At 38.4% G+C, this 24085-nt stretch carries 21 protein-coding genes, 1 pseudogene and 1 riboswitch; of the genes and pseudogenes, 14 read left to right on the top strand and 8 right to left on the bottom strand.

Features of this window, described 5'->3' with window-relative positions; genetic code table 11:
• The first annotated feature begins 33 nt into the window (after window positions 1–33).
• The 5 genes from pstC (at window position 34) to QYB95_RS14890 (ending at window position 5044) form a co-directional block, all read left to right on the top strand.
• A complete protein-coding gene (gene pstC, locus QYB95_RS14910; protein WP_301139153.1) occupies window positions 34–945 on the top strand; it encodes a phosphate ABC transporter permease subunit PstC in 912 nt (303 codons plus the stop codon).
• A 1-nt stretch (window position 946) separates the two neighbouring features.
• Window positions 947–1774 carry a phosphate ABC transporter permease PstA gene (gene pstA / locus QYB95_RS14905; protein ID WP_301139152.1) on the top strand — a complete coding sequence of 276 codons (828 nt, stop codon included), beginning with the start codon at window positions 947–949 and terminating at the stop codon, window positions 1772–1774.
• A gap of 82 nt (window positions 1775–1856) precedes the next feature.
• Window positions 1857–2627 (top strand): phosphate ABC transporter ATP-binding protein PstB, encoded by a 771-nt coding sequence (pstB, locus tag QYB95_RS14900; protein WP_301139232.1) that lies wholly within the window; start codon window positions 1857–1859, stop codon window positions 2625–2627.
• Between the two features lie 12 nt (window positions 2628–2639).
• On the top strand, window positions 2640–3299 hold the full coding sequence (gene phoU / locus QYB95_RS14895) for a phosphate signaling complex protein PhoU (protein ID WP_301139151.1): 660 nt from the start codon (window positions 2640–2642) through the stop codon (window positions 3297–3299).
• 320 nt (window positions 3300–3619) lie between these two features.
• Window positions 3620–5044: an alanine/glycine:cation symporter family protein gene (locus QYB95_RS14890; RefSeq protein ID WP_301139150.1), complete on the top strand. Its 1425-nt coding sequence runs from the start codon at window positions 3620–3622 to the stop codon at window positions 5042–5044.
• Between the two features lie 443 nt (window positions 5045–5487).
• Here QYB95_RS14890 and QYB95_RS14885 read toward each other — a convergent pair whose 3' ends face one another.
• Complete coding sequence (locus tag QYB95_RS14885; RefSeq protein WP_301139149.1) at window positions 5488–6660, bottom strand: aminotransferase; 1173 nt, start codon at window positions 6658–6660, stop codon at window positions 5488–5490.
• Window positions 6660–7160 (bottom strand): Lrp/AsnC family transcriptional regulator, encoded by a 501-nt coding sequence (locus QYB95_RS14880; protein ID WP_301139148.1) that lies wholly within the window; start codon window positions 7158–7160, stop codon window positions 6660–6662. Before QYB95_RS14880 ends, QYB95_RS14885 begins: the two co-directional genes overlap by 1 nt.
• A 270-nt stretch (window positions 7161–7430) precedes the next feature.
• Here QYB95_RS14880 and QYB95_RS14875 point away from each other — a divergent pair, with 270 nt between their 5' ends.
• Window positions 7431–7952 (top strand): YehS family protein, encoded by a 522-nt coding sequence (locus QYB95_RS14875; RefSeq protein WP_301139147.1) that lies wholly within the window; start codon window positions 7431–7433, stop codon window positions 7950–7952.
• Window positions 7953–7997: 45 nt separating this feature from the next.
• On the opposite strand, the gene sstT is transcribed toward QYB95_RS14875, so the two are convergent.
• The 3 genes from sstT to QYB95_RS14860 form a co-directional block, all read right to left on the bottom strand.
• Complete coding sequence (gene sstT / locus QYB95_RS14870) at window positions 7998–9209, bottom strand: serine/threonine transporter SstT (protein WP_301139145.1); 1212 nt, start codon at window positions 9207–9209, stop codon at window positions 7998–8000.
• Between the two features lie 464 nt (window positions 9210–9673).
• On the bottom strand, window positions 9674–10915 hold the full coding sequence (locus QYB95_RS14865) for an aminopeptidase (RefSeq protein ID WP_301139144.1): 1242 nt from the start codon (window positions 10913–10915) through the stop codon (window positions 9674–9676).
• Between the two features lie 124 nt (window positions 10916–11039).
• On the bottom strand, window positions 11040–11576 hold the full coding sequence (locus QYB95_RS14860) for a ribonuclease H-like YkuK family protein (RefSeq protein WP_301139143.1): 537 nt from the start codon (window positions 11574–11576) through the stop codon (window positions 11040–11042).
• 227 nt (window positions 11577–11803) lie between these two features.
• Between QYB95_RS14860 and QYB95_RS14855 the strand changes: the two are divergent.
• Window positions 11804–12200, top strand: a pseudogene (locus QYB95_RS14855) (VOC family protein).
• Window positions 12201–12338: 138 nt separating this feature from the next.
• On the opposite strand, the gene QYB95_RS14850 reads toward QYB95_RS14855, so the two are convergent.
• Together QYB95_RS14850 and QYB95_RS14845 are read right to left on the bottom strand one after the other, a co-directional pair.
• Window positions 12339–13388: a tartrate dehydrogenase gene (locus QYB95_RS14850; protein WP_301139142.1), complete on the bottom strand. Its 1050-nt coding sequence runs from the start codon at window positions 13386–13388 to the stop codon at window positions 12339–12341.
• A 156-nt stretch (window positions 13389–13544) separates the two neighbouring features.
• Window positions 13545–13703, bottom strand: coding sequence for a hypothetical protein (locus QYB95_RS14845; protein ID WP_301139141.1), 159 nt, complete (start codon window positions 13701–13703; stop codon window positions 13545–13547).
• Window positions 13704–13845: 142 nt separating this feature from the next.
• On the opposite strand from QYB95_RS14845, the gene QYB95_RS14840 reads away from it, so the two are divergent.
• From QYB95_RS14840 to QYB95_RS14830, 3 genes are all read left to right on the top strand, one after another.
• Complete coding sequence (locus tag QYB95_RS14840) at window positions 13846–14091, top strand: hypothetical protein (protein ID WP_301139140.1); 246 nt, start codon at window positions 13846–13848, stop codon at window positions 14089–14091.
• A 154-nt stretch (window positions 14092–14245) separates the two neighbouring features.
• Window positions 14246–15253, top strand: coding sequence for a 2-hydroxyacid dehydrogenase (locus QYB95_RS14835; RefSeq protein WP_301139139.1), 1008 nt, complete (start codon window positions 14246–14248; stop codon window positions 15251–15253).
• Between the two features lie 114 nt (window positions 15254–15367).
• Window positions 15368–16561: an aminotransferase-like domain-containing protein gene (locus QYB95_RS14830; protein ID WP_301139138.1), complete on the top strand. Its 1194-nt coding sequence runs from the start codon at window positions 15368–15370 to the stop codon at window positions 16559–16561.
• Window positions 16562–16789: 228 nt separating this feature from the next.
• Here the strand turns inward: QYB95_RS14830 and dapA are convergent, their stop codons facing one another.
• Window positions 16790–17674, bottom strand: coding sequence for a 4-hydroxy-tetrahydrodipicolinate synthase (dapA, locus tag QYB95_RS14825; protein ID WP_301139137.1), 885 nt, complete (start codon window positions 17672–17674; stop codon window positions 16790–16792).
• Window positions 17675–17874: 200 nt separating this feature from the next.
• A riboswitch (Lysine riboswitch) is annotated at window positions 17875–18055 on the bottom strand.
• 206 nt (window positions 18056–18261) lie between these two features.
• Here dapA and QYB95_RS14820 point away from each other — a divergent pair.
• From QYB95_RS14820 to QYB95_RS14805, 4 genes are all read left to right on the top strand, one after another.
• On the top strand, window positions 18262–18468 hold the full coding sequence (locus tag QYB95_RS14820) for an alpha/beta-type small acid-soluble spore protein (RefSeq protein ID WP_301139136.1): 207 nt from the start codon (window positions 18262–18264) through the stop codon (window positions 18466–18468).
• Window positions 18469–18683: 215 nt separating this feature from the next.
• On the top strand, window positions 18684–21026 hold the full coding sequence (locus tag QYB95_RS14815; RefSeq protein WP_301139135.1) for a bifunctional 2',3'-cyclic-nucleotide 2'-phosphodiesterase/3'-nucleotidase: 2343 nt from the start codon (window positions 18684–18686) through the stop codon (window positions 21024–21026).
• 504 nt (window positions 21027–21530) lie between these two features.
• On the top strand, window positions 21531–22709 hold the full coding sequence (locus QYB95_RS14810) for a DHH family phosphoesterase (protein ID WP_301139134.1): 1179 nt from the start codon (window positions 21531–21533) through the stop codon (window positions 22707–22709).
• Between the two features lie 182 nt (window positions 22710–22891).
• On the top strand, window positions 22892–23950 hold the full coding sequence (locus QYB95_RS14805; protein ID WP_301139133.1) for an LLM class flavin-dependent oxidoreductase: 1059 nt from the start codon (window positions 22892–22894) through the stop codon (window positions 23948–23950).
• Window positions 23951–24085 lie beyond the last annotated feature (135 nt).

Raw genomic sequence — 24085 nt, 5'->3', positions numbered from 1 at the left:
AAATATTTTGAACGTAATTTTGGAGGAGTAAAGGTGTCTATCCCAACAACTAATCATACCGAGAAAATCGGCAACGCGAATAAAAGAAAGTACTTGCTCGAAAAAGTGTCATCAAAAGTATTTCTGATTTGTGCACTTTTATCAGTATTCACATTATTGCTTATCATTGGATTTGTATTCTATAAAGGAGCCCATCCTTTTGTTGCGGGTGGCTATAGCTTTGTTGACTTTCTCCTAGGGACGGATTGGGTTCCAAGCGAGGATAAATTTGGTATATTGCCGATGATTATCGCTTCGATCTATGCAACGATTGGCGCATTAATCATCGGGGTGCCTATAGGATTATTTACAGCCATATTCTTAGCGGAGATTGCTTCAAAAAGAGCTGCGAAAATCATATCTCCTGCGATTCAATTATTGGCGGGCATTCCATCAGTATTATACGGTGTATTTGGACTGGCGATTATTGTCCCGTTCTTGCAGAATACTTTAGGGCTGGTAAAAGGTCAAAGTTTGATTGCTGTTATTCTTGTTCTTGCTATCATGATGCTGCCAACGATCGTGACAGTAGCCGAAACAGCGATTCGGGCAGTCCCTAAAACGTACAGGGAAGGGTCTTTGGCACTGGGTGTTTCACAGATTGGAACAATCTTCAGGGTTGTTGTACCGGCCGCAAAATCCGGGATTTTAACGGCTATCGTACTTGGATTAGGAAGAGCAATCGGAGAAACAATGGCTGTAATCTTGGTTGCGGGGAACAGTTTAATCGTTCCGACGAGCTTAACGGATAGCATCCGCCCATTAACAACAAACATAGCATTGGAAATGGGTTATGCAGCAGGAACACACCAGGAAATGCTTTTTGCAACAGGTATCGTTTTATTCTCATTTATTTTAATCTTGAATTTTGTACTGGCAAGAATCAGCGCGAAGGGTGGTAACTAGGATGAGACAATTCAAAGATAATTTGCTAAATGGTCTATTATGGTTGTCGGCATTCTTATCAGTAGCAGTTCTCGTGATGATTGTTGGATTTATCTTTTATAAGGGCTTCGGGCTGATTAGCTTTGATTTCATCTTCGGTGATTATTCTCCAACTGGCGGTGGAGGAATACTGCCTATGATTGTAACCACAATCTATACAATTGCTATTTCACTCATTATTGCAACACCGATCGGGATTTTAGCTGCGGTTTATTTGCAGGAATATGCGAAACAGGGCCGTTTGGTAAAAGTTATTCGCTTTGCAACAGAAAGTTTAACAGGGATTCCGTCGATTATTTATGGTTTATTCGGAGCAGTATTCTTTGTAACGACATTAAAATTGGGTATGTCCATTATAGCGGCATCCCTTACATTAACGATCATTGTATTGCCGGTTATTATCCGGACAACTGAAGAAGCATTAAAGACTGTCCCGGCAGCATATCGGGAAGGCTCATTGGCACTTGGAAATACGAAGCTGCAAACACTATATAAAGTTATTTTGCCCAGTGCGATGCCAGGGATTTTATCAGGCATTATCCTTTCGATTGGACGAATTGTAGGGGAATCGGCGGCGATTTTCTTAACAGCCGGTACTGTAGCAGCAATGCCGGAAAGTATTTTTTCTTCGGCAAGAACATTAACCGTTCACTCATATCTTGTTACACAAGAGGCTGGGGATATTGAACTTGCAGCGGCCATTGGGATTGTGCTCATCGTTTTAATACTGGCAATTAATCTTTCGGCAACATTTATCTCGAAAAAATTAAATAAAGCAACAAACAAATAAGGAGTATGTTATGACTACATCAGTAATGGAACATACAAATACAACGACTAAACAAAACGAGACAGGGAAGGGTATATCGGAAATGGAGCAACGTAAAGACGGAGCATCGAAAATAAATGTAAAAGACCTAAATTTGTTCTATGGTGAAAAACAAGCACTATATGGCGTTTCCCTTGATATTCATGAAAAACAAGTGACGGCATTGATCGGTCCATCTGGTTGCGGGAAATCAACTTTCTTGCGTAGCCTGAATCGAATGAATGATTTAATTGATGGAGTGAAAATTACAGGCGATATCCTTATTGATCAGGAGAATATTTATAATTCGAATGATGTCATTAAATTACGAACTAAAGTAGGCATGGTGTTCCAAAAACCGAATTTATTCCCAATGAGCATTTATGACAATGTAGCTTATGGCCCTAGAGGACAAGGAATCAAAAATAAAAAAGAGCTTGATAAGATTGTAGAGGAAAGCCTGCGTGGTGCTGCAATTTGGGATGAGGTGAAAGATCGCCTAAAAACTTCAGCCCTAGGTTTGTCAGGTGGACAGCAACAGCGTGTATGCATCGCGCGTGCGATTGCCATGAAGCCGGATGTAATCCTGATGGATGAACCTACTTCAGCCCTGGATCCAATCTCTACTTTAAAAGTTGAAGAGCTGATTACAAACATGAAGAAAGATTATACAATTGTAATTGTTACTCATAACATGCAACAAGCTGCAAGGATTTCTGATAAAACAGCGTTTTTCCTAAATGGGGAAATTGTTGAATACGACAATACAGATGAAATATTCTCAACACCACAGGATCAGAGAACTGAAGATTATGTTACAGGTCGATTCGGATAAGGAGGGATAACCATGGTCATTCGTGAGAATTTCGAAAAAAATTTAGAAGAACTAAAAAGAAAAATCGGTGAAATGTCCGAGTTATCAATCACTGCACTTGAAAAAGCCTTTAAAGCTTTAAAAACGCAGGATATAGAAATTGCTTTAAAAGTGATTGAGGGAGACAACGCAATCGATAACCTGGAACTGGAAATTAATCAGTTTGCCATTTGGCTGATGGCAAAGGAAGCACCTGTTTCAAGAGATTTACGTGAAATTATCGGTGCAATAAAAATCTCATCGGAAATTGAACGAGTAGCTGATTTTGCAGTAAATATCGCAAAAGCAACGATTAAGATTGGTACTGCCAAATCACTGCTTGAAATTACTAATCTAGAGAAGATGAAAGAACTCGCGATTGAGATGCTTCAAAAAGCTGTGCAGTCCTTTACAGAGGAAAATATCGCATTAGCTAAAGAAGTTGGAGAACTAGAGGATGAAGTGGATCGTTATAATGGGGAAACTTACAAGACTATTACGAATTATCTAAGTGAGCATCCGGAAGAAATGAATCAACTACTGCAACTATTGTTCGTTAACCGCCATCTTGAAAGAACCGCAGATCATATTACGAATATTGCCGAAAGTACTGCCTACCTAATTAAAGGTCAAATATACGATTTTAATTCTTAATGCCAAAACGAATTCCTGTTTATGGGGAATTCGTTTTTTGTTTTATGGTGGTTAGTTAGGGATAGTATAAATTTTAGAACTTTCAGTTATTTTACACCTCAAATATTATACTGTTATAATTTGAATGTATAAATGAATGCTTGTAATTTCTCGTAATTGCAAAAATTATTCTAAATAATTCTTGATTATTAAATGTAGATTCTAGACGTATGTTTGCAATTCGAAGTTAAAACTGTTAAGTAGGCATATAAAAATACTTTCAAAAAGAAAGTAATACAGTGTCGGAAAAATGGGTAAAGAACGATAAAGGAGGAGAACGTATGGAGTGGTTTGGTAATTTATTAGGAATTATAAATACATATTTGTATTCTTACATACTGATTATCTTGTTAGTAGGAGCAGGGTTATTCTTTACGTACAAAACAAAGTTCATTCAATTTAGAATGGTTCCGGAAATGTTTAAATTGCTTGTAGAGAAATCGCCAACAGATAATGCAGGCAAGAAAAAAGGGATTTCTTCTTTCCAAGCATTCACAATATCTGCAGCCTCTCGTATCGGGACCGGGAATATTGCTGGTGTTGCAACAGCCATTGCTCTAGGAGGGCCAGGTGCTGTTTTTTGGATGTGGATGATTGCGTTAATTGGTGGAGCTTCTTCATTGATTGAAAGTACCCTCGCACAAGTGTATAAAGTAAAAGATTCCAGCACCGGCATGTACCGTGGTGGTCCTGCTTACTATATGGAAAAAGGGTTAAACAAAAGATGGATGGGTGTACTCTTTGCGGTTGTTATTACGTTAACTTATGGTTTTGTATTCAATGCTGTTCAAGCAAACACGATTACAATCGCTTTTGAAGAAAGCTTTGGTACAAATCGTGTCGTTATCGGGATCATTATTTCCATACTAACAGCTGTTATTGTATTTGGCGGGTTAAAACGTGTCGTTAGCGTTACGCAAGTAATTGTACCGGTTATGGCCATAGCTTATATCTTGATAGCCTTACTGGTAGTGATTTTGAATATTACTGAAATACCTAATATGTTTGTTCTGATTTTTAAATCTGCATTTGGATTGGAAGAAGCCTTTGCAGGGATGATCGGGGCAGCGATCATGAACGGGATTAAACGTGGTCTATTCTCAAATGAAGCTGGTATTGGTTCTGCACCGAATGCGGCAGCGACAGCATCAGTTTCTCACCCGGTAAAGCAAGGGTTAATCCAAACTTTAGGGGTATTTATTGATACATTGCTAGTGTGTACTTCAACAGCAGCAATCGTATTGCTAAGTGATGCGTATCTTCAATCAGATTCAGCTTCAATCAATTTAACGCAAGTTTCGCTGATTTCTAATCTAGGAGAGTGGGCTGGAATCTTCTTGGCAATTGCTGTATTCTTGTTCGCTTATAGTACTGTTATCGGAAATTATTACTATGGTGAAACAAATATTGGATTTATAAAAGAATCGAAAACTGCCTTACTAATATTCCGTATTCTAGTTGTAGGTTTCGTTATGTTTGGGTCGGTTGCGAAAGTACAGATTGTATGGGATTTAGCAGACCTCTTCATGGCGATGATGGCAATTATCAACTTAATTGCAATCTTGATGCTATGGAAAGTGGCGAAGCCGGTTATCCAAGATTATATCGCCCAACGCAGACAGGGGAAAAATCCTGTGTTCTATAAGAAAAACGTTCCCAATATCGGAGAAGTTGAATGTTGGGGAGACGAAGAAGAAAATCGATAAGACAAATAAAAACGAATTCCTGATTATCGGGAATTCGTTTTTTTAATTAAGTACATATGTAGACTAACTAGTTACTTATATAAATCTTACAATACTATGCCTACTAATAAAAATTCTAATTAAGTACTATTTAGGTGAGCGGGCTAAGCACACAAGTCCCAGAGCCAACTTGTAGTTGTCTCTACGACTCGTTTCTGGGGCCAACACGAAGTTGGTCATGGGGACAATGCAACAGGACGTTGCGGTTTTGTCCCCGGCTTTGTGTAAGGCCCGCTCACAAAAATTTATACTTCTATAGGTTCCGTAAAAACTACGCAGCTTACATGGTAGGCTGCGGTTTCTTAAATGGACAACTTTCTGAATAAGTACCGAATAGTACTTTCTATTAAAATTTATATGTCTATATTACAAAATGAATAATTCGCTACTCGATAGTATTTTGGTTACTCAAGCGAATCAATAAATCGCTTGATGCGTTTAATGGCTTCTTGCAGCTGTTCTAGAGAGGATGCATAAGAGCAGCGGATATGCCCTTCGCCGCTTTCCCCAAACACATCACCTGGAACCACGGCCACGCCTTCTTGCAATAGTAGTCTTTCGGCAAATTCCTGGGAAGTCAATCCTGTTGATTGAACGGAAGGAAACGCATAGAAGGCTCCTCCAGGCTCATGGCACTCCAGTCCAATCTCATTAAAGGATTGCACGATATAATTTCTGCGTCGGCGATAGCTTTTTACCATTTCTTCAACATCGGGACGCCCATTTTTTAAAGCTTCAATAGCAGCATATTGGCTCATTGTAGACGCACACATCAATCCATACTGGTGAACCTTCAGCATTGCACTTGATATCTCGACAGGTGCACAAACAAACCCTAGACGCCAGCCGGTCATGGCAAAACCTTTTGAGAAACCGGAAACTAAAATCGTTCTTTCCAGCATCCCATCAATTGCAGCCATGCTTGTATATTCTTCATCATATGCCAGCTCAGCATAGATTTCGTCGGCAATTACTAAAAAATCATATTTATTGGCTAATTGTGCTAAACCCTCTAATTCACTTTTGCTTAACATCGTGCCTGTAGGGTTATTAGGTGAACAGATCATGATTGCTTTTGTTTTTTCTGTTATTACCGCTTCGATTTGATCGGGTAAAATTTTGAAATCATTTTCTTTTAAGGCTTGCACTTGGACAGCCACGCCACCTGCCAATTCAACCATTGGTACATAGGAAACGAAGCATGGTTCCACAACGATGACTTCATCACCCGGGTCCAAAATTGTTCTCAATGCAATATCGATGGCTGAACTTGCACCAACAGTTACGATGATTTCATCGGTTGGCGAGTACGATACATTAAATTGAGTTTTCATATAGTAGGCGATTTCTTCGCGTAACTCCAATAATCCCGCATTTGGGGTATAGGAAGTGTAGCCTTGCTCAAGCGAAGAAATGGCAGCTTCTCTGATGTGCCAAGGTGTTACAAAATCAGGTTCCCCAACTCCTAAAGAGATGACGCCTTCCATTCCTGCTGCCAAATCGAAAAAGCGGCGGATTCCTGATGGTTTTAGTTCATGTACCAATTTCGATACATACGTACGTTTTGTTGATTCCATTACGGTGACACCACAATTCTTTTGTCTTTGTTATCAGGTTCAAAAATGATTCCATCATGCTTATATTTCTTCAAAATGAAGTGTGTAGTTGTAGAAATGACAGAATCAAGAGTAGAAAGCTTTTGAGAGACAAAGTTTGCCACTTCATTCATTGATTTTCCTTCTACAATAATCGATAAATCATACGTGCCAGACATCAAGTAAACTGAATTTACTTCATCAAAACGATAGATTCTTTCTGCAATCTCATCAAAGCCAACTCCGCGTTTTGGTGTTACTTTTACGTCGATCATCGCTCGAACTCCTGGGTGTTCCTCAACTTTTGTCCAATCGACAATTGAAATATATCGAACAATAACTTTATTTTCTTCTAGTTTCTTGATGGATTGCTCGGTTTCTTCCACGCTTAGGCCGACCATTTTGGCGATATCCCCAGTTGCGGTGCGGGCATCCTTTTCTAAAATTTCTACTATTTCTAGTTCTTTTTCATTTAGTCTCATGAAAAGACCTCCATATGGTTATTAAATATTTTATATTATAGCAAAATTCCGACGGTAGTATAGGGGGAAAGCTGAATTTGAAATACTTTCTTTAATTGTGAAATAAAGCGAGAACATTTATGGTTGAATGAGAGAGGTATTATTTGGAACTGTATGTGCAAATTGAGTAAAGTTCGGTTTGTTTAATAGTATTTAATGGATGGAAAATGGCTGATGTGATAAATTAAGGAATACATGAGTTTAACAGGTAGAGTATAAAGGAGAAGCAACATGACTAATAATGATTTACTGATTCGGTTACGTTATGCATTGGATATTAAAAATACAGATATGGTCGAGATATTCAAATTGGGCGGCAAAGAATTGTCAAAAGAAGAAGTGCTTAAACTCCTGACAAAACCGCAATTTGATGAAGATGGAGAAATTGACCTAAGCAACCCTAATTTTATTCTTTGCGACTATGACACATTGGAAGCATTCTTAAACGGTTTTATAACATTTAAGCGTGGTAAAAAGGAGCAAAAACCGGGCCAGGCTAAAGCTCCAGAACAAATGGGTAAAAGAGATACGGCAAACAACCTATTCATTAAGCGGGTAAAAATTGCTTTAAGTTTAACGACTGAAGACATGATCGATATCTTTTATGATGCAGGATTAAATGTGTCCAAAGGTGAAATTGGGGCAATTTTAAGAAAAGCTGATCACCGTAACTATAAAGAATGTGGAGATAACTTCACGCGCAACTTTATAAAAGGATTAACAATGCGATACCGCGAGCCACAAGAACAATAAAAAAGGAGCTGCTTCACATGAAGCAGCTCCTTTTCTTTAATTTAACTATCCTTGAGAACGTTTATTGGCAATGTCAGCAGTCGCTGTAAATAATACGTCCGAAGAAGAGTTAAGTGCAGTTTCACATGAGTCCTGTAAAACACCGATGATGAAACCAACACCTACAACTTGCATAGCGATATCGTTTGAAATACCGAATAAGCTGCATGCAAGCGGGATTAGCAATAGTGAACCACCTGCAACACCGGAAGCCCCAGCAGCAGATACAGCAGATAAGACAACTAGAATAACTGCAGTCCATAAATCAACTTCAATCCCAAGTGTATTAGCAGTAGCAAGCGTTAATACCGAGATTGTCACAGCGGCACCCGCCATATTAATTGTTGCTCCTAAAGGGATTGAAACCGAATAAGTATCTTCATCTAGGCCTAATTTTTCGCATAATGTCAGATTCACCGGAATATTGGCAGCTGAACTTCGTGTGAAGAAGGCTGTTATTCCACTTTCTCTTAATGTTCTTAATACTAATGGATATGGATTTTGACGAGTGAAAACCAATGTAATCAAAGGATTCACGACTAAGGCAACAAAGAACATACTGCCAAGCAGTAAAACTAAAAGCTGTCCATATTCAACAAGTGATCCTAGACCATTTGTATAAATAGCGTCAAATACAAGGCCCATAATACCGAATGGAGCTAATTCGATTACCCATTTTACGATATTTGAGATGGCATCGGAAAAATTGGCGATCATTGTTTTAGTGCTATCCGCTGCTTTTTTTAATGCAAAACCAAATACAATCGCCCAAGCTAAAATGCCTAAATAATTAGCGTTTAAAATGGCGCTTATTGGGTTGTCCACAATGCTATATAAAAGAGTTTGAATTACTTGCATTATTCCTTCAGGAGGTGCAACTTCTTCGGCCCCGGATGTCAAAGTCAAGGTTACTGGGAAAAGGAAACTAGCAACAACCCCAACAACACCAGCTAGTACTGTTCCAATTGCATAGAGTACCAAAATAAATTTCATATTCGTTTTCTTACCGCTTTTGTGGCTTGAGATAGCATTCATAACCAAGAATAAAACTAATACTGGCGCTACCGCTTTTAATGCGCCTACAAATAAAGAACCGAAAATGGAAACCCAGCTTGTAGCTTCAGGTATTGTAAGAGCGAATAGAATACCAATAATGATTCCTAGCAGGATTCTTTTTACTAGGCTAATTTGACTCCACTTATGTACGATGTTTTTCATGACGTCCCTCCGAGTGTTATAAATATTATGTTAGTAGAGTGTACAAGTGTATCGTCCAAGTGGACAATGATAAAACAAAGTGTAACATAGAAATGTGAATTAGGAAACATGAAATTATTTCAAAATACATAAAAAGCGAATGAAATATAAAAATGCAATTATACATATAATCAATTTATCACAAAAGGCGAACATTAATTATAAATTGTATTATATTATACGCATTTAAGTTAAATGGATAAGGTCTTTAGTATTTGATGTTAATAAGAAATAATAAAGTTTTAGAAGATAAACGTTTTGTGGTTTTCAATGTTATAGTAAAACAGAAATTAGAGATTTCGAGCTATACCGCAAGAAAAAACATTTCTCGGGAAATAAACGACATTCCTCTACAATTTTTGAAAATAAATAAAAAGCGTAAAATGAAAAAATCATTCTACGCTTTTTGATAAAATTTACGTTTTTTAGAATACCCAATCGCCATTGCGGAAGATTGGAACAATTGTGCCATCCTGTTTAATCCCGTCAATATCCATATTTGCTGAACCAATCATAAAGTCTACGTGAACTGTTGAAGTATTCATACCATTTGACCGTAATTCCTCGGGGCTCATTTTAGTACCACCTTGAATAGTAGTAGGGTATGCAGAACCAATCGCTAAGTGATTGGATGCATTTTCGTCATACAGAGTATTATAGAATGTAATCCCCGATTGTGAGATAGGGGATGGATCTGGAACAAGTGCAACTTCTCCTAATCCAGTTCCGCCCTCATTATCGAATACTAATTTTTTAATTGCTTCGCCGCCTTTTTCGGCAGAGATATCCACAATTTTTCCTTCTTTGAAATGAACTTCAATACCTTCAATTAACGTCCCTGCGTAGCTAAGGGGTTTTGTGCTGCGCACAACACCATCCATGCGACGTGTATCCGGAGCAGTAAACACTTCCTCGGTTGGCATATTGGCAATAAATTCTTCACCCTTTGGATTATAGCTTTCTGCACAAGCCCAAATATGACTTTTTGGTAAACCTAAAGTTAAATCAGTACCAGGTGCTGTGTAGTGTAGTGCGTCAAATTGAATTTCATTTAACTTCGCTGCTTTTTCATTTAATGTCTTCTTATGCTCATCCCAAGCAGCAATCGGATCCTCTTCATAAATTCGGCAAGTTTTGAAGATTTGATCCCATAATGCATCTACCTGTTCTTCCTGGGATTTTAGATGTGGGAAAACTTTTGCTGCCCATCCAGCCCCAGCAGCGGCTGCTACAGTCCATTTCAAGTCATCGTTTTGAGTTGCTTTGCGTTGTGCGTGGAATGCCTTTCCAAAAACATTTTGGTAAGCAGCGACTTTAGCTGGATCCGCTTCATTTAATAATCCTGGATCACTGGATAGGATTGAAAGTCTGCTCACACGGTGATTTAATACATGATCTTCTGATTCGTCAATTTCATACTGAGGAATGTCTGTCAGTACCTCTGTCGGTTGGTGAAGGTAATGCAGTTTCGTAATTTCATCATCAGACCATTTGATAATGACCTTCTCAGCACCTAACGCATAAGCCTCTTTGGTAACTAGACGGGCAAGAGGAGCTTGGTCTACTGTAATCGTCATTTTCACCCAATCTCCAGGCTGTACATTTATCCCTTTCGCAACTAGAATCTTTGCGTATTTTTGTAAGTTTTCTTCAAAGTTAGCTAACATTTTTAATTCCCCCAATATTTTTCTCTCAAAATTAATATTATCACAATAGAATGAAAACTTAATAATTATTGGATTCATTTTTATGAAAAATGAAGGCTGTATATATAAATACCAGGACGGAGGCTTATTTGGTGAAGCGATTTGCATAGCTGCTCGCCACGAAAGAATGGGGTTTAATCTTTGCTTTCAACCCAAGTGTGTTCATTCGGGAAATCATTTCTTTTACGAAGATGCTCGTTTTATTTCTCTTTCCCGCACCAATATCAATATGCCCTTCGATTGTTAGGCTTGCCCCTTTGTAGATATTCGGAAGTACAATGTCGATTAAGCAATCCTTTTTCTCATTTGTAAAAAGAGATACCACCTCTTCAGTCAAGGTTGTTTCATAGGAGATGCGTTCATAGAGATTAGTCATTTTTCTAGGGATAATTACTTTTCTAAAACAAGCCCAAACGCCTTTCCTTTCTTGCTGAATAACAATTCCGGTAATAAACCTTGTTTCACGGCTGAACACTTGTGAATCGGTACCGAACATTAACTTAAAGTTTCCGGTGGGATCTTTCTCCATAAATTGTTCAATATTACGAAAAACCCCTTCAAATGACATGTTTTTTTGACTTAAATTTTGAAAGGTAATATTACATAGATAATCTTTTGCCATTCTTCCTACCCTTCTCTTCATAGTCGATTAATACAGCTTATTCATTTAAATGAAAAAATAAGAGTGATTTATAAAATTGCGCTCATTGGCTTTTCTCGTACTGTCCAGGATTCAGAATTTAAAACAAAAAGTGACGTTATATGATTCAGGAGCGAGGTATCAAGTTTATTAAGAAAGAAGTTAAATGGGAACACTTTTTATGAAAATACGAAACTATGGGGGATACGCTGGGTAGAGTAATTCATTTTGAAATTCATGTAGATTGATATGGAGCGTGCAAAGGGTTTTTATGGAGAGGTTTTTGGTTGGTCATTTGAGGATTAGAGTGATTATGAAAAGAATGCCTTATTTTGGTGCAGTAACTGGACAAGAAGGTCAACTAGGGATCAATGGGGCTTTAATAAAACGACAAGGTGCTTCTCCAGTACCAAGCCAAAGTGTGAATGGTTTTGTTTGTACATTGGGGTCGAGGATAATGACCTAGCGGAAAAGAAGATTCTTGAGAATGGCGGAAAGATAGCACTGCCAAAGTATGCGTTGCCTAGGATGGCATGGCAGGGATATTATCTTGATACTGAAGGGAATATTATCGGAATTCACCAAGCAGATGAAAATGCTAAGTAGGTAGATAATAGTAGATGGAAACCCAGTTTTGAAAGATCTTAAGGGCTGGATATTCCAATTTGTACTATCTTCACGAAGTAATAGGGAAGCGATTAGGATTGAAAAAAGCCCAAAGTTGATTTTTGGGCTTGGACATTTTTATAAATTTTGTTTAATTGCTTCTTTTACTTCAGCAAGAGTGGAGGAACCGCCTATATCCCCTGTTTTTATGCCGGAAGCCAGGGTTTTCTCAATTGCATCCAGTACTCGTGTACCTGCTTCATGATGCCCCAGGAAATCGAGCATCATTTTACCAGTCCAGATTTGGCCAATTGGATTCGCAATTCCTTTTCCGGCAATGTCTGGTGCTGAACCGTGTACTGGTTCAAACATGGAAGGGTATTCGCGTTCAATATTTAAGTTGGCAGCAGGTGCAATGCCTATACTTCCCATTATCGCGCCGCCTAAGTCAGTTAGGATATCCCCAAATAAATTAGAAGCGACAATTACATCAAATGCTTGCGGCTTCATGACAAAAAATGCAGCCAAGGCATCGATATGATTTACAGCTGTGTCAATTTCAGGATAATCTTCCTTTACTTCATTGAATACTTCATCCCAAAATGGCATCGAATAGGTAAGACCATTTGATTTCGTCGCACTTGTTACGTGATTGCGGGAATTTTTTGCTATTTCGAATGCGTAACGCATTGCTCGTTCTGTTGATTTACGTGTGAATACGGCATTTTGAATAGCGATTTCATCTGCTCCGCTATGCATACGGCCGCCACTATCTGAATACTCACCCTCGGAATTTTCGCGGACTACGGTAATGTCGAAGTTTTCTGGATTTTTCAGAGGCGACTCAAGACCAGCTAATAGCTTTGCCGGACGAACATTGATGGACTGTTTTAGTCCACGTCGAATTTTTATTAACAATCCCCAAAGTGAAATGTGATCCGGAACTAACTCCGGCATTCCAACAGCACCCAAAAAGATTTGATCGAATTGCTTCAGAGTTTCAAGTCCATCCTCAGGCATCATTTCGCCATGCTCGAGATAGTAATCACAGCCCCATGGGAAGTAGGTCCATTGAAATTGAAAGCCTCCATCCAGTCTAGCAACTTTATCCAGCACTTCGATGGCTGCCGGAACTACCTCTGTACCAATACCGTCTCCTGAGATAACTGCAATTTTGTATGTATGCAAACATAACACCCCTTCAATGTTTAGTACTTCTCCTAAAATATAGCATAATTGCAGGTATACTAATAGTAGAGAAACACCGGAATGTCAGGACGAAAAGTTGGCAAAGCAAATAAAAGCAACATTCCCGAAAAAAGGGGAAGGTTGCCTATATGGAGATTAATTAAAATGCTTTGGATCTTGTTTTTTCTCGGCTGCTGATTTGGGTGGTTGTGGCTCTACATGATTCTTTGCTATTTCAGTATTCATACGTAAAGTAGCTGCATCGAGGTTGTTATTGAGTGCCGCTTCTTCATTTAGCTTTTCATCTTTTTTCATTTCTTTAAGACCTCCAACAATTAGTTGTACTTAGATTACCCACTTATGTTTGAAGAATGTATTCCTGTGCTGCTGAATTTAAGCAGCAGATGTTTATTTTCCATAAAGAGTGGCACAAACTGTATTAGAAGGAGTGGTTTTGATGGCAGTATGTCCTTTATGCAACTCACTAAAAGTGTTGGAAGTCGATTGTCCAAATTGCCATAAACGTTTGGAGGATGGCGGGAAGGTCTCGGATTATCTAGATCCATATGGACATTACAATGATGAAGAAACGGTGAAAATGGGGGATGGCTATCCTAATACGGCTAAAGACCAAATTTGCCCGCATCTAATGGTTTGCAATATTTGTGGCTATGATGAAGTAAAATTTATACAGGAAGAATGAATGCTTGGTTCTAAATTTCTAGAACCGGGTATTTTTTTATCTAAATTTTTTGATTCCTGCAGTTCTATTAAAATTGATTCACTAGATGAAAAGTAATAGAATGTAAGGATATAGAAAATTCTCAAAATTCCAATTCCGAAGTGGAGGGAAATTCATGAAAGTATTAGTAATCGGAAATGAGGAGAGATATAAGAAATACATACCTAACAAGGATATTTTAGAAGAGGCCGAAATTGTTTATTTTCCTATAGGAACGAATGACGAAGAGATAATTGATATGGGACATGATGCGGAGATTCTATTGGTGGATGCGATTGCTCCAGTTAGCCAAAATCTTATTAAAAGTCTCCCGAACTTACGCCTCATCCATTCTGAGGGTGTTGGATATAATGCCATAGATATCCAAACGGCGAAAGAACTCGGAATCTATGTTTGCAACAATAAAGGCGTCAACGCTGGTGCTGTGGCTGAGCAGACGATACTCCTGATGCTGGGGCTATTGAGAAAAGTAGTGCCGGGGGATCGAAATGTCCGTGAAGGCAATCAAATACAAACCAAGGAAAAAGCAATGATAGAAGGAATTACGGAACTTGCTGACTGTAAAGTAGGATTAATTGGCTTTGGCGATATTGCCAAAGCTACAGCAACCCGCCTTCACCCATTTGAATGTACGCTCTACTATTACAGCAGAACAAGGCTAACCAAGGAGGTTGAAGATCAGTACCATATTACATATCTGGAGCTAGAGGAATTGGCTCAAACCTGTGATATCATCAGCATTCATGTACCAGTAACAGATGAAACAACGGAAATGATCAATAGTAATTTTTTAAAGAAAATGAAGAAGACAGCATTCTTGGTAAATACAGCTCGTGGAGAGATAGTGGATAACATAGCTTTGCGGGAAGCAATTATTGACGGTGAAATTTATGGTGCTGGTTTTGATACGGTTTATCCAGAACCAACTACACGGGACAATCCTATAGTAGATCTTCCGCTCGAGGTCGCAGATAAAGTAATATTTTCGCCACACATTGGAGGAATTACATCTAGTACATTTTACAGAGCCCATAGCAATATTTGGTCTAATGTAGAGGCCGTTATGAACGACCAGAGACCAAACTATGTTGTCAATGGTGTGTTGAAGATTAAAAAAAATTAATTATATGCGGAAGTTGCTTAGTGAAAGGCAGCTTGAAGTTTGGCAAGAATAAAAGCAGGGACACTTTGGTAAAGTGTATTCAAATCAACTAAAGGTGTCGAAGGGAGATTCAAGATGTACAAGTTTTCAAAACGCATGGGAGAAGTTTCATCAAGTGCGGTACGCGAAATTTTTAAAGCGATGGCAGATCCGGAAATGATTTCGTTTGGAGGAGGCAGTCCGGCAAATGAATCCTTTCCAATCGATGAAGTTAAAGGGATAACAGATAAAGTGTTAACTCAAAATGGACATAAAATTTTACAGTATGGCATCACGGAAGGATGGGCGCCTTTAAAAGAAGCGTACTTAAAACACATCGCACATCCTAAAGGGATTAAAGGATCAAGTGAAAATGTAATTGTGACAACTGGAGCATCACAAGGAATTCATTTACTGGCAGATGCTTTCCTTGAACCAGGGGATGTGGTGTTGGTTGAATCGCCTACATTCTTGGGGGTATTTTCTACGTTCAATAAATATTTCGTAAAATCAATTCCTGTCGCAATGGATGAGCATGGGTTGATTATGGAGGATTTAGAAGCGAAAATTAAAGAGCATAATCCAAAGATGATATACACTATTCCGACTTTCCAAAATCCAACGGGACGAACATTGCCGCTAGAGCGTCGACAAAAAATTGCTGAATTGGCATCACAACATAATGTGATTGTTTTGGAAGATGATCCGTATTGCGATTTGAGATATTCAGGGGAAGCTTTGCCGAATATTAAAACGTTTGACCAAACAGGACATGTTGTATTGTTAAATAGCTTTGCTAAAATCATATCTCCAGGATTGCGTGTAGGGACTGTACTAGCAGAAGCAGAAATTATTCAGAAGCTAACAGTCGCAAAACAAGGTGCAGATACTCATACTGCCAATTTAACTCAGGCCATTTGTGCAGAATTCCTTGAACAGGGCTTATTGCCGGACCACCTGAAGAAGATAAATGCGATGTATGCCGAGAAATTGAATACAATGGTGACAAGTATTGAAAGATACTTCCCTGAAGGTACGAAGTTTACAAAGCCTGAAGGTGGCCTTTTCATTTGGGTGGAACTTCCTGGGGAGCCGGATGTTCTTGCTCTGTTTGAAAGAGCTACATCCGAGTATAAAGTCGCCTTTGTACCAGGAATCCATTTCTGCAAGAATCCTGATGATGGCAGCAGGCATCTACGTCTAAACTTCTCATCCAGTACTCCTGAAAAAATTGAAGAGGGTATAAAAAAATTAGGGGAGCTATTTATTCAAGATTTAGAGGAAAAATAAGTTTGGCGTTTTCCATTTAAAAGAGTACCTGGTAGTGGATAATAAATCTTTTACCAGGTTTTTAGATTTGCCTTTTTCCAAATTAAATGGGTCACGCTACAAAATTGAAGGCTCAGCGGTTAGCTACCTCGAAAAAACTAGTCATCCTCCGATCAAAGCGTATATAATAACCGAATTGTATAAAAAATAAAACAGGATCAAGAATGATCCTGTTTTATTTTTTATATATTAGCTGTTAACTTCCTCAAATGCATTTAGAACGGCTAGTAAAGAAGCAAGTTCTTCATTATTTAATGGAATCATTGGCAGACGTACACCGCCAACCGGAATTCCGTTTGAATTTAGAGCTGCTTTTACGGATGTCGGGTTTGGTGTTGCGAATAAAGCTTTCATAACAGGCAGAAGTGTGCGGTGGTCTTTTGCAGCACCGTCTATATCGCCATCTTGGAATTTACGAATCATCTCCTGCATTTCATTGCCGATAATGTGAGCGGAAACCGAAATAACACCTGTTCCGCCAATCGATAAAGTTGGCAATGTTAAACCATCATCTCCACTATATAAAGAGAATCCTTCCGGTGTTTTCTCGATAATTTCAGCCATGGCATCAAGATTTCCGCTTGCTTCTTTAATGGCTACGATATTACGTATAGCGGAGAGACGAATCACGGTCTCAACAGATAAATTTACAACACTTCGACCCGGAATATTATAGAGAATAATCGGCAAAGCAGTACAGTCCGCAATTGCTTTAAAATGCTGATACATTCCTTCTTGTGAAGGTTTATTGTAATAAGGCGTTACAAGCATGATGCCGTCGACACCTGCATTTTCTGCTTGTCTTGTTAATATTATTGAATCTCTTGTGTTATAGGAACCTGTGCCAGCAATTACGGGAACACGTCCATCTACCACTTTTACCGTAAATCTAAATAAATCAAGTTTTTCCTGATCACTCAAAGTAGGGGATTCTCCCGTTGTACCTGATACAACCAATCCGTCAGAGCCGTTTGCGATTAAATAATTAATTAAGTTTTCAGTAGCATTCCAGTCGATTTCACCAGTTGCATCAAATGGTGTCACCATTGCAGTTAAAATTTTTCCAAAATTCATTACTTCTCCACATCCTTTTATTTTTTTAGCAGAAAAGAAAGGGTAAACCTTCTTTTCTCCTTGCGGGCAACCAAGGTTCTGCTATATGCAGGCACCTTTAGTTTTCTAAGAAAATAGAGGGAGAAGGGCGTTATGGTAAGTAAACGCAAAAAAGCAACAACGAGGGTTCGTTGTTGCGAAGAAATAAAGTTCATTTCCTTGCGTAAGATAGCCCTCCATATAGAAATCTATATGACAGTTCTGTATTTATTCAATAACAGAACCAGCTCTTGAGATTATGAGTTTCTCAGAAGCTTCGGCAAATTCCCCTTTCCACAATCGTCCCCGGATCTCATAATCCTCAAACTATGTACTAATGGTTTTTGCGCCTCTATCCTTACTTCAAAAGTTCTTGAAATAAGTGATTATTAAATTAAGTAGAATTATACCTTTTCTTAATTATAAATGCAACACCTTTTTGATTTTTTAGAATTTTTGGCCCATTATTGTAATTTTGATACAAGGGAAATTGATACTATGAAGGAATGTTTAACAACGTATTAAAAACACCTCTTTGACCATTCTAATCTCACAAGGAGGTGAGAGATATGGCTTCTCAAAGAAGTTCCAATAAATTACTCTTCCCAGGTGCTCAAGCGGCAATGGATCAAATGAAGTATGAAATTGCACAAGAGTTTGGAGTAAACCTTGGACCAGAAGATGCATCACGTGCCAATGGTTCTGTTGGTGGTGAAATTACAAAACGCCTTGTACAAATGGCTGAAGCACAATTAAAAGGACGTTCAGGTCAATAAATTCAATATAAATAAATACATGTGACTGAGGGTTGATACAAAAAAATATTTTTTGTGTCAACCTTTATCTTTAACTATATTAATTGGTGATTATACCCCCATTTGTAAATAATATTTCCTATTTACAAAAAAATAGAAAAACTGCTATTTATATGATTTCCTTTTTGATAAAATTCAATTGGTTAAGAATTTAATTAATTAGGAGATGAGCTTTAATGTGGAAAAAAATTTCCGCCTCTGCTTTAGCTTTGTCAATTGCAGTTTCAGGTTTTGCAAATGTGAACGAAGCAGATGCTGCAAAGGTTGACCAAGTCACAAGAGGAGAATATGTAAAAGCGGTCATTGATTCAATGGGAATTGAGCTAGGCACAGGAAAAACCGTGAAATTTACGGATGTACCTGATTCACTAAAACCTTATATTGAAAAAGCAATTGAATTAAAACTTATCGAGGTTAAAACAGGGAAAAAATTTAAACCTAATGCAAACATTACTCGTGAAGAGGCGGCTGTTGGTCTAGCAAACGCAATTCAAGATGGCAAGACTTACCCGGAGGATATCCTAAAAAAATATAAAGATATTAATTCTGCAAAGAAAGAGAATCTTGATGAGTTAGCTAAAGCCATTTCACTAGGTTTTTTAACTGGTTATACAGATAAAACTTTAAAACTTAAAAATGTATTGGCTGAAAATCATTTTGATTTATTATTGGAACGTTTCTTGAAAGAATATAAATCGACAGTATCTTTACGCATTCTTGGTACTTCCGATATTCATACAAATATCATGAATTATGACTATTACAAAGACACTGAATCAAATAGTTTAGGACTTGTGAAGGTAGCAACCCTAATCAAAAACGCACGTGAAGAAAATAGCAATTCTCTTCTATTTGACAATGGTGATGCAATTCAAGGAACACCACTGGGTTCATATAAACAAGCGGTCGATGTATTGGAAGAAGGAGAAGAACATCCTTCGATCACGGCAATGGAATACTTGGATTATGACGCGTCAACGCTTGGAAACCATGAATTTAACTATGGGCTGGATTATTTGGATGAAGTCTATGATGATGCCAATTTCCCATTCGTAAATGCTAATATCCGTGATGCATCCAGCGGTAGCTATAAGTATGATCCATATGTCATTGTTGAAAAAGAAGTAGTTGATTCAAAAGGAAATAAAACAACGATTAAAGTTGGGGTAACAGGAATTGTACCGCCTCAGATCTTGAATTGGGATAAGTCTCACTTACTTGGAAAAGTAACCGTGGATGATTCGGTACAAGCAGTTGAAAAAGTAATCCCGGAAATGCAAAACCAGGGTGCAGATGTGATTGTTGTCCTTTCCCATTCAGGTTTAGGAGATACGACGCATACTGTGGGTGAAGAGGATGTTACATACCTTCTATCTAAAGTGGATGGTGTCGATGCCATTATTTCTGGACATGCACACGGAGTCTTCCCTGGTAAAGTGGATGACACATTAACAGGTGTGGATACTGAAAAAGGGACTATGAATGGTGTACCGGTCGTAATGCCAGGTAAATACGGCAGCCATCTGGGTGTGATTGACTTAACTCTTGAGGAAAAAGGTGAAGAGTGGGAAGTAGTTGCTGGTACAAGTGAAGTACGCGAAATTGCGAAGGACTCTTCTGATGTAGACCAAGCGCTGGCAGCAGCAGTAGAGGAAGCACATGAGGGGACAATTGAATACGTACGTCAACCGGTAGGAAAAACAAGTGCAGATATCCATAGTTATTTCTCGCAAGTATTGGATGATCCATCTATCCAAATAGTAACAAATGCACAATCACTATACGTACAGCAGAAAATTAAGGGAACTGAATTCGAAAACCTTCCAGTTTTATCTGCGGGTGCACCGTTTAAAGCAGGTACACGTAGTGACCCTGAATATTACACATACGTACCAGCAGGTGAATTAGCTATCAAAAACGTAGCAGATCTTTACTTATATGATAATACACTAGCAATCTTGAAAGTAACTGGAGCAGATGTTAAAGAGTGGTTGGAAATGTCAGCTGGGCAATTTAACCAAATTGATTCAACCAGCAATGAAGAACAACAATTAATCAATACTGATTTCCGCTCATATAACTATGATGTGATTGATGGTGTAACTTACGAAATCGACGTTACACAACCAGCTAAATACGATGCAAGCGGCAATGTAGTAAATGAAGGTGCAGAGCGAATTGTAAACTTGCAATACAAAGGAGAACCAATAGATTTAGACCAAGAGTTTATCGTTGCAACAAACAACTATCGTGCAAATGGTTCGTTCCCGGGTGTGCGTAATGCTTCTCATATTGAAGTTTACCCGCATGAAAATCGTCAAGCAATTATTGATTATATAATTGCAAACGAAACGATTGACCCATCGGCAGATAATAACTGGAAATTCGCTGAGCTTCCAGAGTCTGCAAATGTCGTGTTCGAATCATCGAAAAAAGCAGTAGATTCGATTCCGGAAGGTAGCAACATCGAATATCTAGGTGATGGTACGGATGGATTTGGAAAATACTCTATAAAATAAATTCCTTCAAAACTCCACATAAGAGTAATCTTATGCGGAGTTTTTTACTCTTGAGATGTCACGCCTTACCACATACTTCTATTTATGCAAGATAAAAGAAATGGCTGTAGTATAAAAAGATTTAATAATTGAAAAGAGGAATCTGGAAACGAATGAAATCCCTCGACCAATAATTAAACGAAAGGGCTTATAAATGAGTACCGTTACTAGCAATAATAAAAGATAAAAATAAATCGACGTTATGCTCGGTTGTATGGAGATGGAATCAAGTAACGCAACAACAACGGAAAAGCAAAATATCTCTAAAAGAATAACTTGGGTAATTTTATTTTCCTTAGTTTTTGCATGATGTTTATTCATTGGTGTCGTCCCTTTAATAAAATTTTAACAATATAATTTTTGACCTAAAGTTTAAAATATATACAAGTGGAAAAAAACATGCGATGGGTTATCGATAATCTGGATGGAAAATAACCATACTATGGTTTGAGGTGAAGGATATATATGTACAAGCTATTAACTCATAATGACCTGGATGGAGTAGGCTGCGGTATTTTAGCAAAAATGGCTTTTGGGCCTGATGTAAGAGTACGATACAACTCAATAGCTTCACTAAACCGTGAAATAGAATTTTTTTTAGAAAATGACTCCAAAGAAACTTTCTTATTTATTACGGACTTATCTCCAAATGAAGAAAATGAAAGCAGATTAAATGAGCATTATTCGGAGCATGGGAATATTCAGTTAATCGATCATCATAAATCAGCCCTGCATCTAGATGACTATGAATGGGGCTATGTAGCGGTTGAAGATATTGACGGGAACTTAACATCCGCTACCTCGCTGTTTTATGAGTATCTGGTATCCATGAACTTTTTGGAAGCGTCAGATGCAATATCAGAATTTGTCGAGCTTGTAAGGCAATATGATACGTGGGAATGGGAGAAAAACGAAAATCAAAAAGCACATTCACTTAATTCCCTGTTCTATTTAGTGTCTATAGATGATTTTGAAGAAACAATGATTGAACGCTTATCCACTAATGCTCATTTTGATTTTGATGAATTTGAAAAACGATTGCTCAACATGGAAGAAGATAAAATCGAGCGTTATATCAAACGAAAGAAAAGAGAAATCGTACAAGCAAAAGTTCGAGACTATTATGCGGGAATAATCTACGCGGAATCGTATCATTCCGAAGTAGGGAACGAACTGGGGAAAGAGTATGCACATTTGGACTACATTGTCATCCTGAATATGGGTGGTAAAAGAATCTCCTACAGGACAATCCATGATCATGTGGATGTCTCTGAAATAGCCGGGCATTATGGAGGTGGGGGTCATCAGAAAGCTTCAGGAAGCACCATCACCGATGAAGCATATAAACACTATGTATTAGACACCTTCCACCTTGAGCCGATTCAAGAAGATGCGAAAAGAAATCGTTATAATGTAAAGAATTCCACTTTCGGAACGCTCTATAAAAACAGAAAGGACGATACTTTGTTTTTATATCCCCAAAAGGAGAATTGGGTAGTTGAGCAAAATAAGAAGGTCGTAGGACAGGCCTTTACAAACTTCGAAGAAGCGGAGATCTATGTGAAACGAAATTTTGAAGCATGGCTTGTTAAAGACGACTTGTTTGTGGAGTATTTAATAAAGGAAGTAAAGAATAAGAATTAATGGAGGAGATTATTTCTCCTTCTTTTTTATTGAACAAATTAATCATTCACCTATAAGATAATGGGCAACTAAAACAGTAAAATTGAAACAACTTCCAATATTCATGTATCATTAAACTGAAGAGTGATTATAAAATAATGTATTTCCGCGGTATAATAGGAAATAAGAAGTGGAGTGGAGATATGGAAATTGGGCTAACTACCTTTGTAGAAACAACACCCGATGTGAAAACAGGCCAAACAATTAGTCATGCACAACGAATTCGCGAGGTTGTAGAAGAAATTGTGTTAGCGGACGAGGTTGGACTGGATGTATATGGGGTAGGAGAGCATCACCGAAAAGACTATGCTTGTTCTGCACCCGCGGTATTGCTTGCAGCCGCTGCAGCACGAACAAAAAATATCCGATTGACGAGTGCGGTTTCTGTCTTGTCATCGGACGATCCCGTCAGAGTATTCCAGGAGTTTTCAACTGTTGATGCTATTTCAAATGGTCGAGCTGAAATCATGGCGGGTCGGGGCTCATTTATTGAATCTTTCCCGTTATTCGGCTATGACCTCAAGGACTATGATGAGCTCTATGAAGAAAAATTAGAGTTATTATTACAATTAACAAAAAATGAAATCATCAATTGGAAAGGGAAGCACCGAGCGGATATTCAAAATCGTGGTGTATATCCTCGACCTGTTCAGGATCCTCTACCTGTTTGGATAGCTAGCGGCGGTACACCGCAATCTGTCGCACGTGCAGGCTATCTTGGCTTGCCTTTGGTGGTGGCAATCATAGGTGGAAGCCCGTTGCAATTTGCACCACTTGTAAACTTATACTATAGAGCTGGACAAGAAGCTGGCCATGATCCATCCAAACTGACTGTTGCATCCCATTCCCATGGGTTTGTCGCAGAAACAACAGAGTCGGCAATCGAGAAGTTTTTCCCACCGACACAATATGCTATGAATGTACTAGCAAGAGAGCGTGGTTGGGGGCCATATACTCGAGAGTCCTTTGATTATGCCCGCAGTTTGGAAGGCGCTCTTTATACAGGAGATGTAAATACTGTTGCAGAAAAAATAATCCTTCTTCGCAAGAAGGTTGGCATAACACGTTTTATGCTGCATTGTCCTGTTGGCTCAATGCCTCACGAAGATGTCATGAAATCCATTGAACTACTCGGAAAAGAGGTTGCGCCAATCGTTCGTGAAGAAATCGCGCGTTGGGAAGCTGCTGGCCAGCCACAATAAATAAGCAGCAATAGGTTCTTTTCCTCCTCAAAATGGCTTAGAAATTATTACTGGAAGTTGAAGCAGTGCCTATGGATGTTAATCCGGATAAGCGAAAATTAATTTAGCGTAAGAAAAAAAACATCAAATTCCCGG

The sequence above is a fragment of the Ureibacillus aquaedulcis genome, assembly GCF_030418165.1.
Classification (GTDB): Bacteria; Bacillota; Bacilli; order Bacillales_A; family Planococcaceae; genus Ureibacillus; species Ureibacillus aquaedulcis.
The sequence above is the reverse complement of the archived record's forward strand: the minus strand, read 5'-3'. Positions and strand labels throughout refer to the sequence as shown.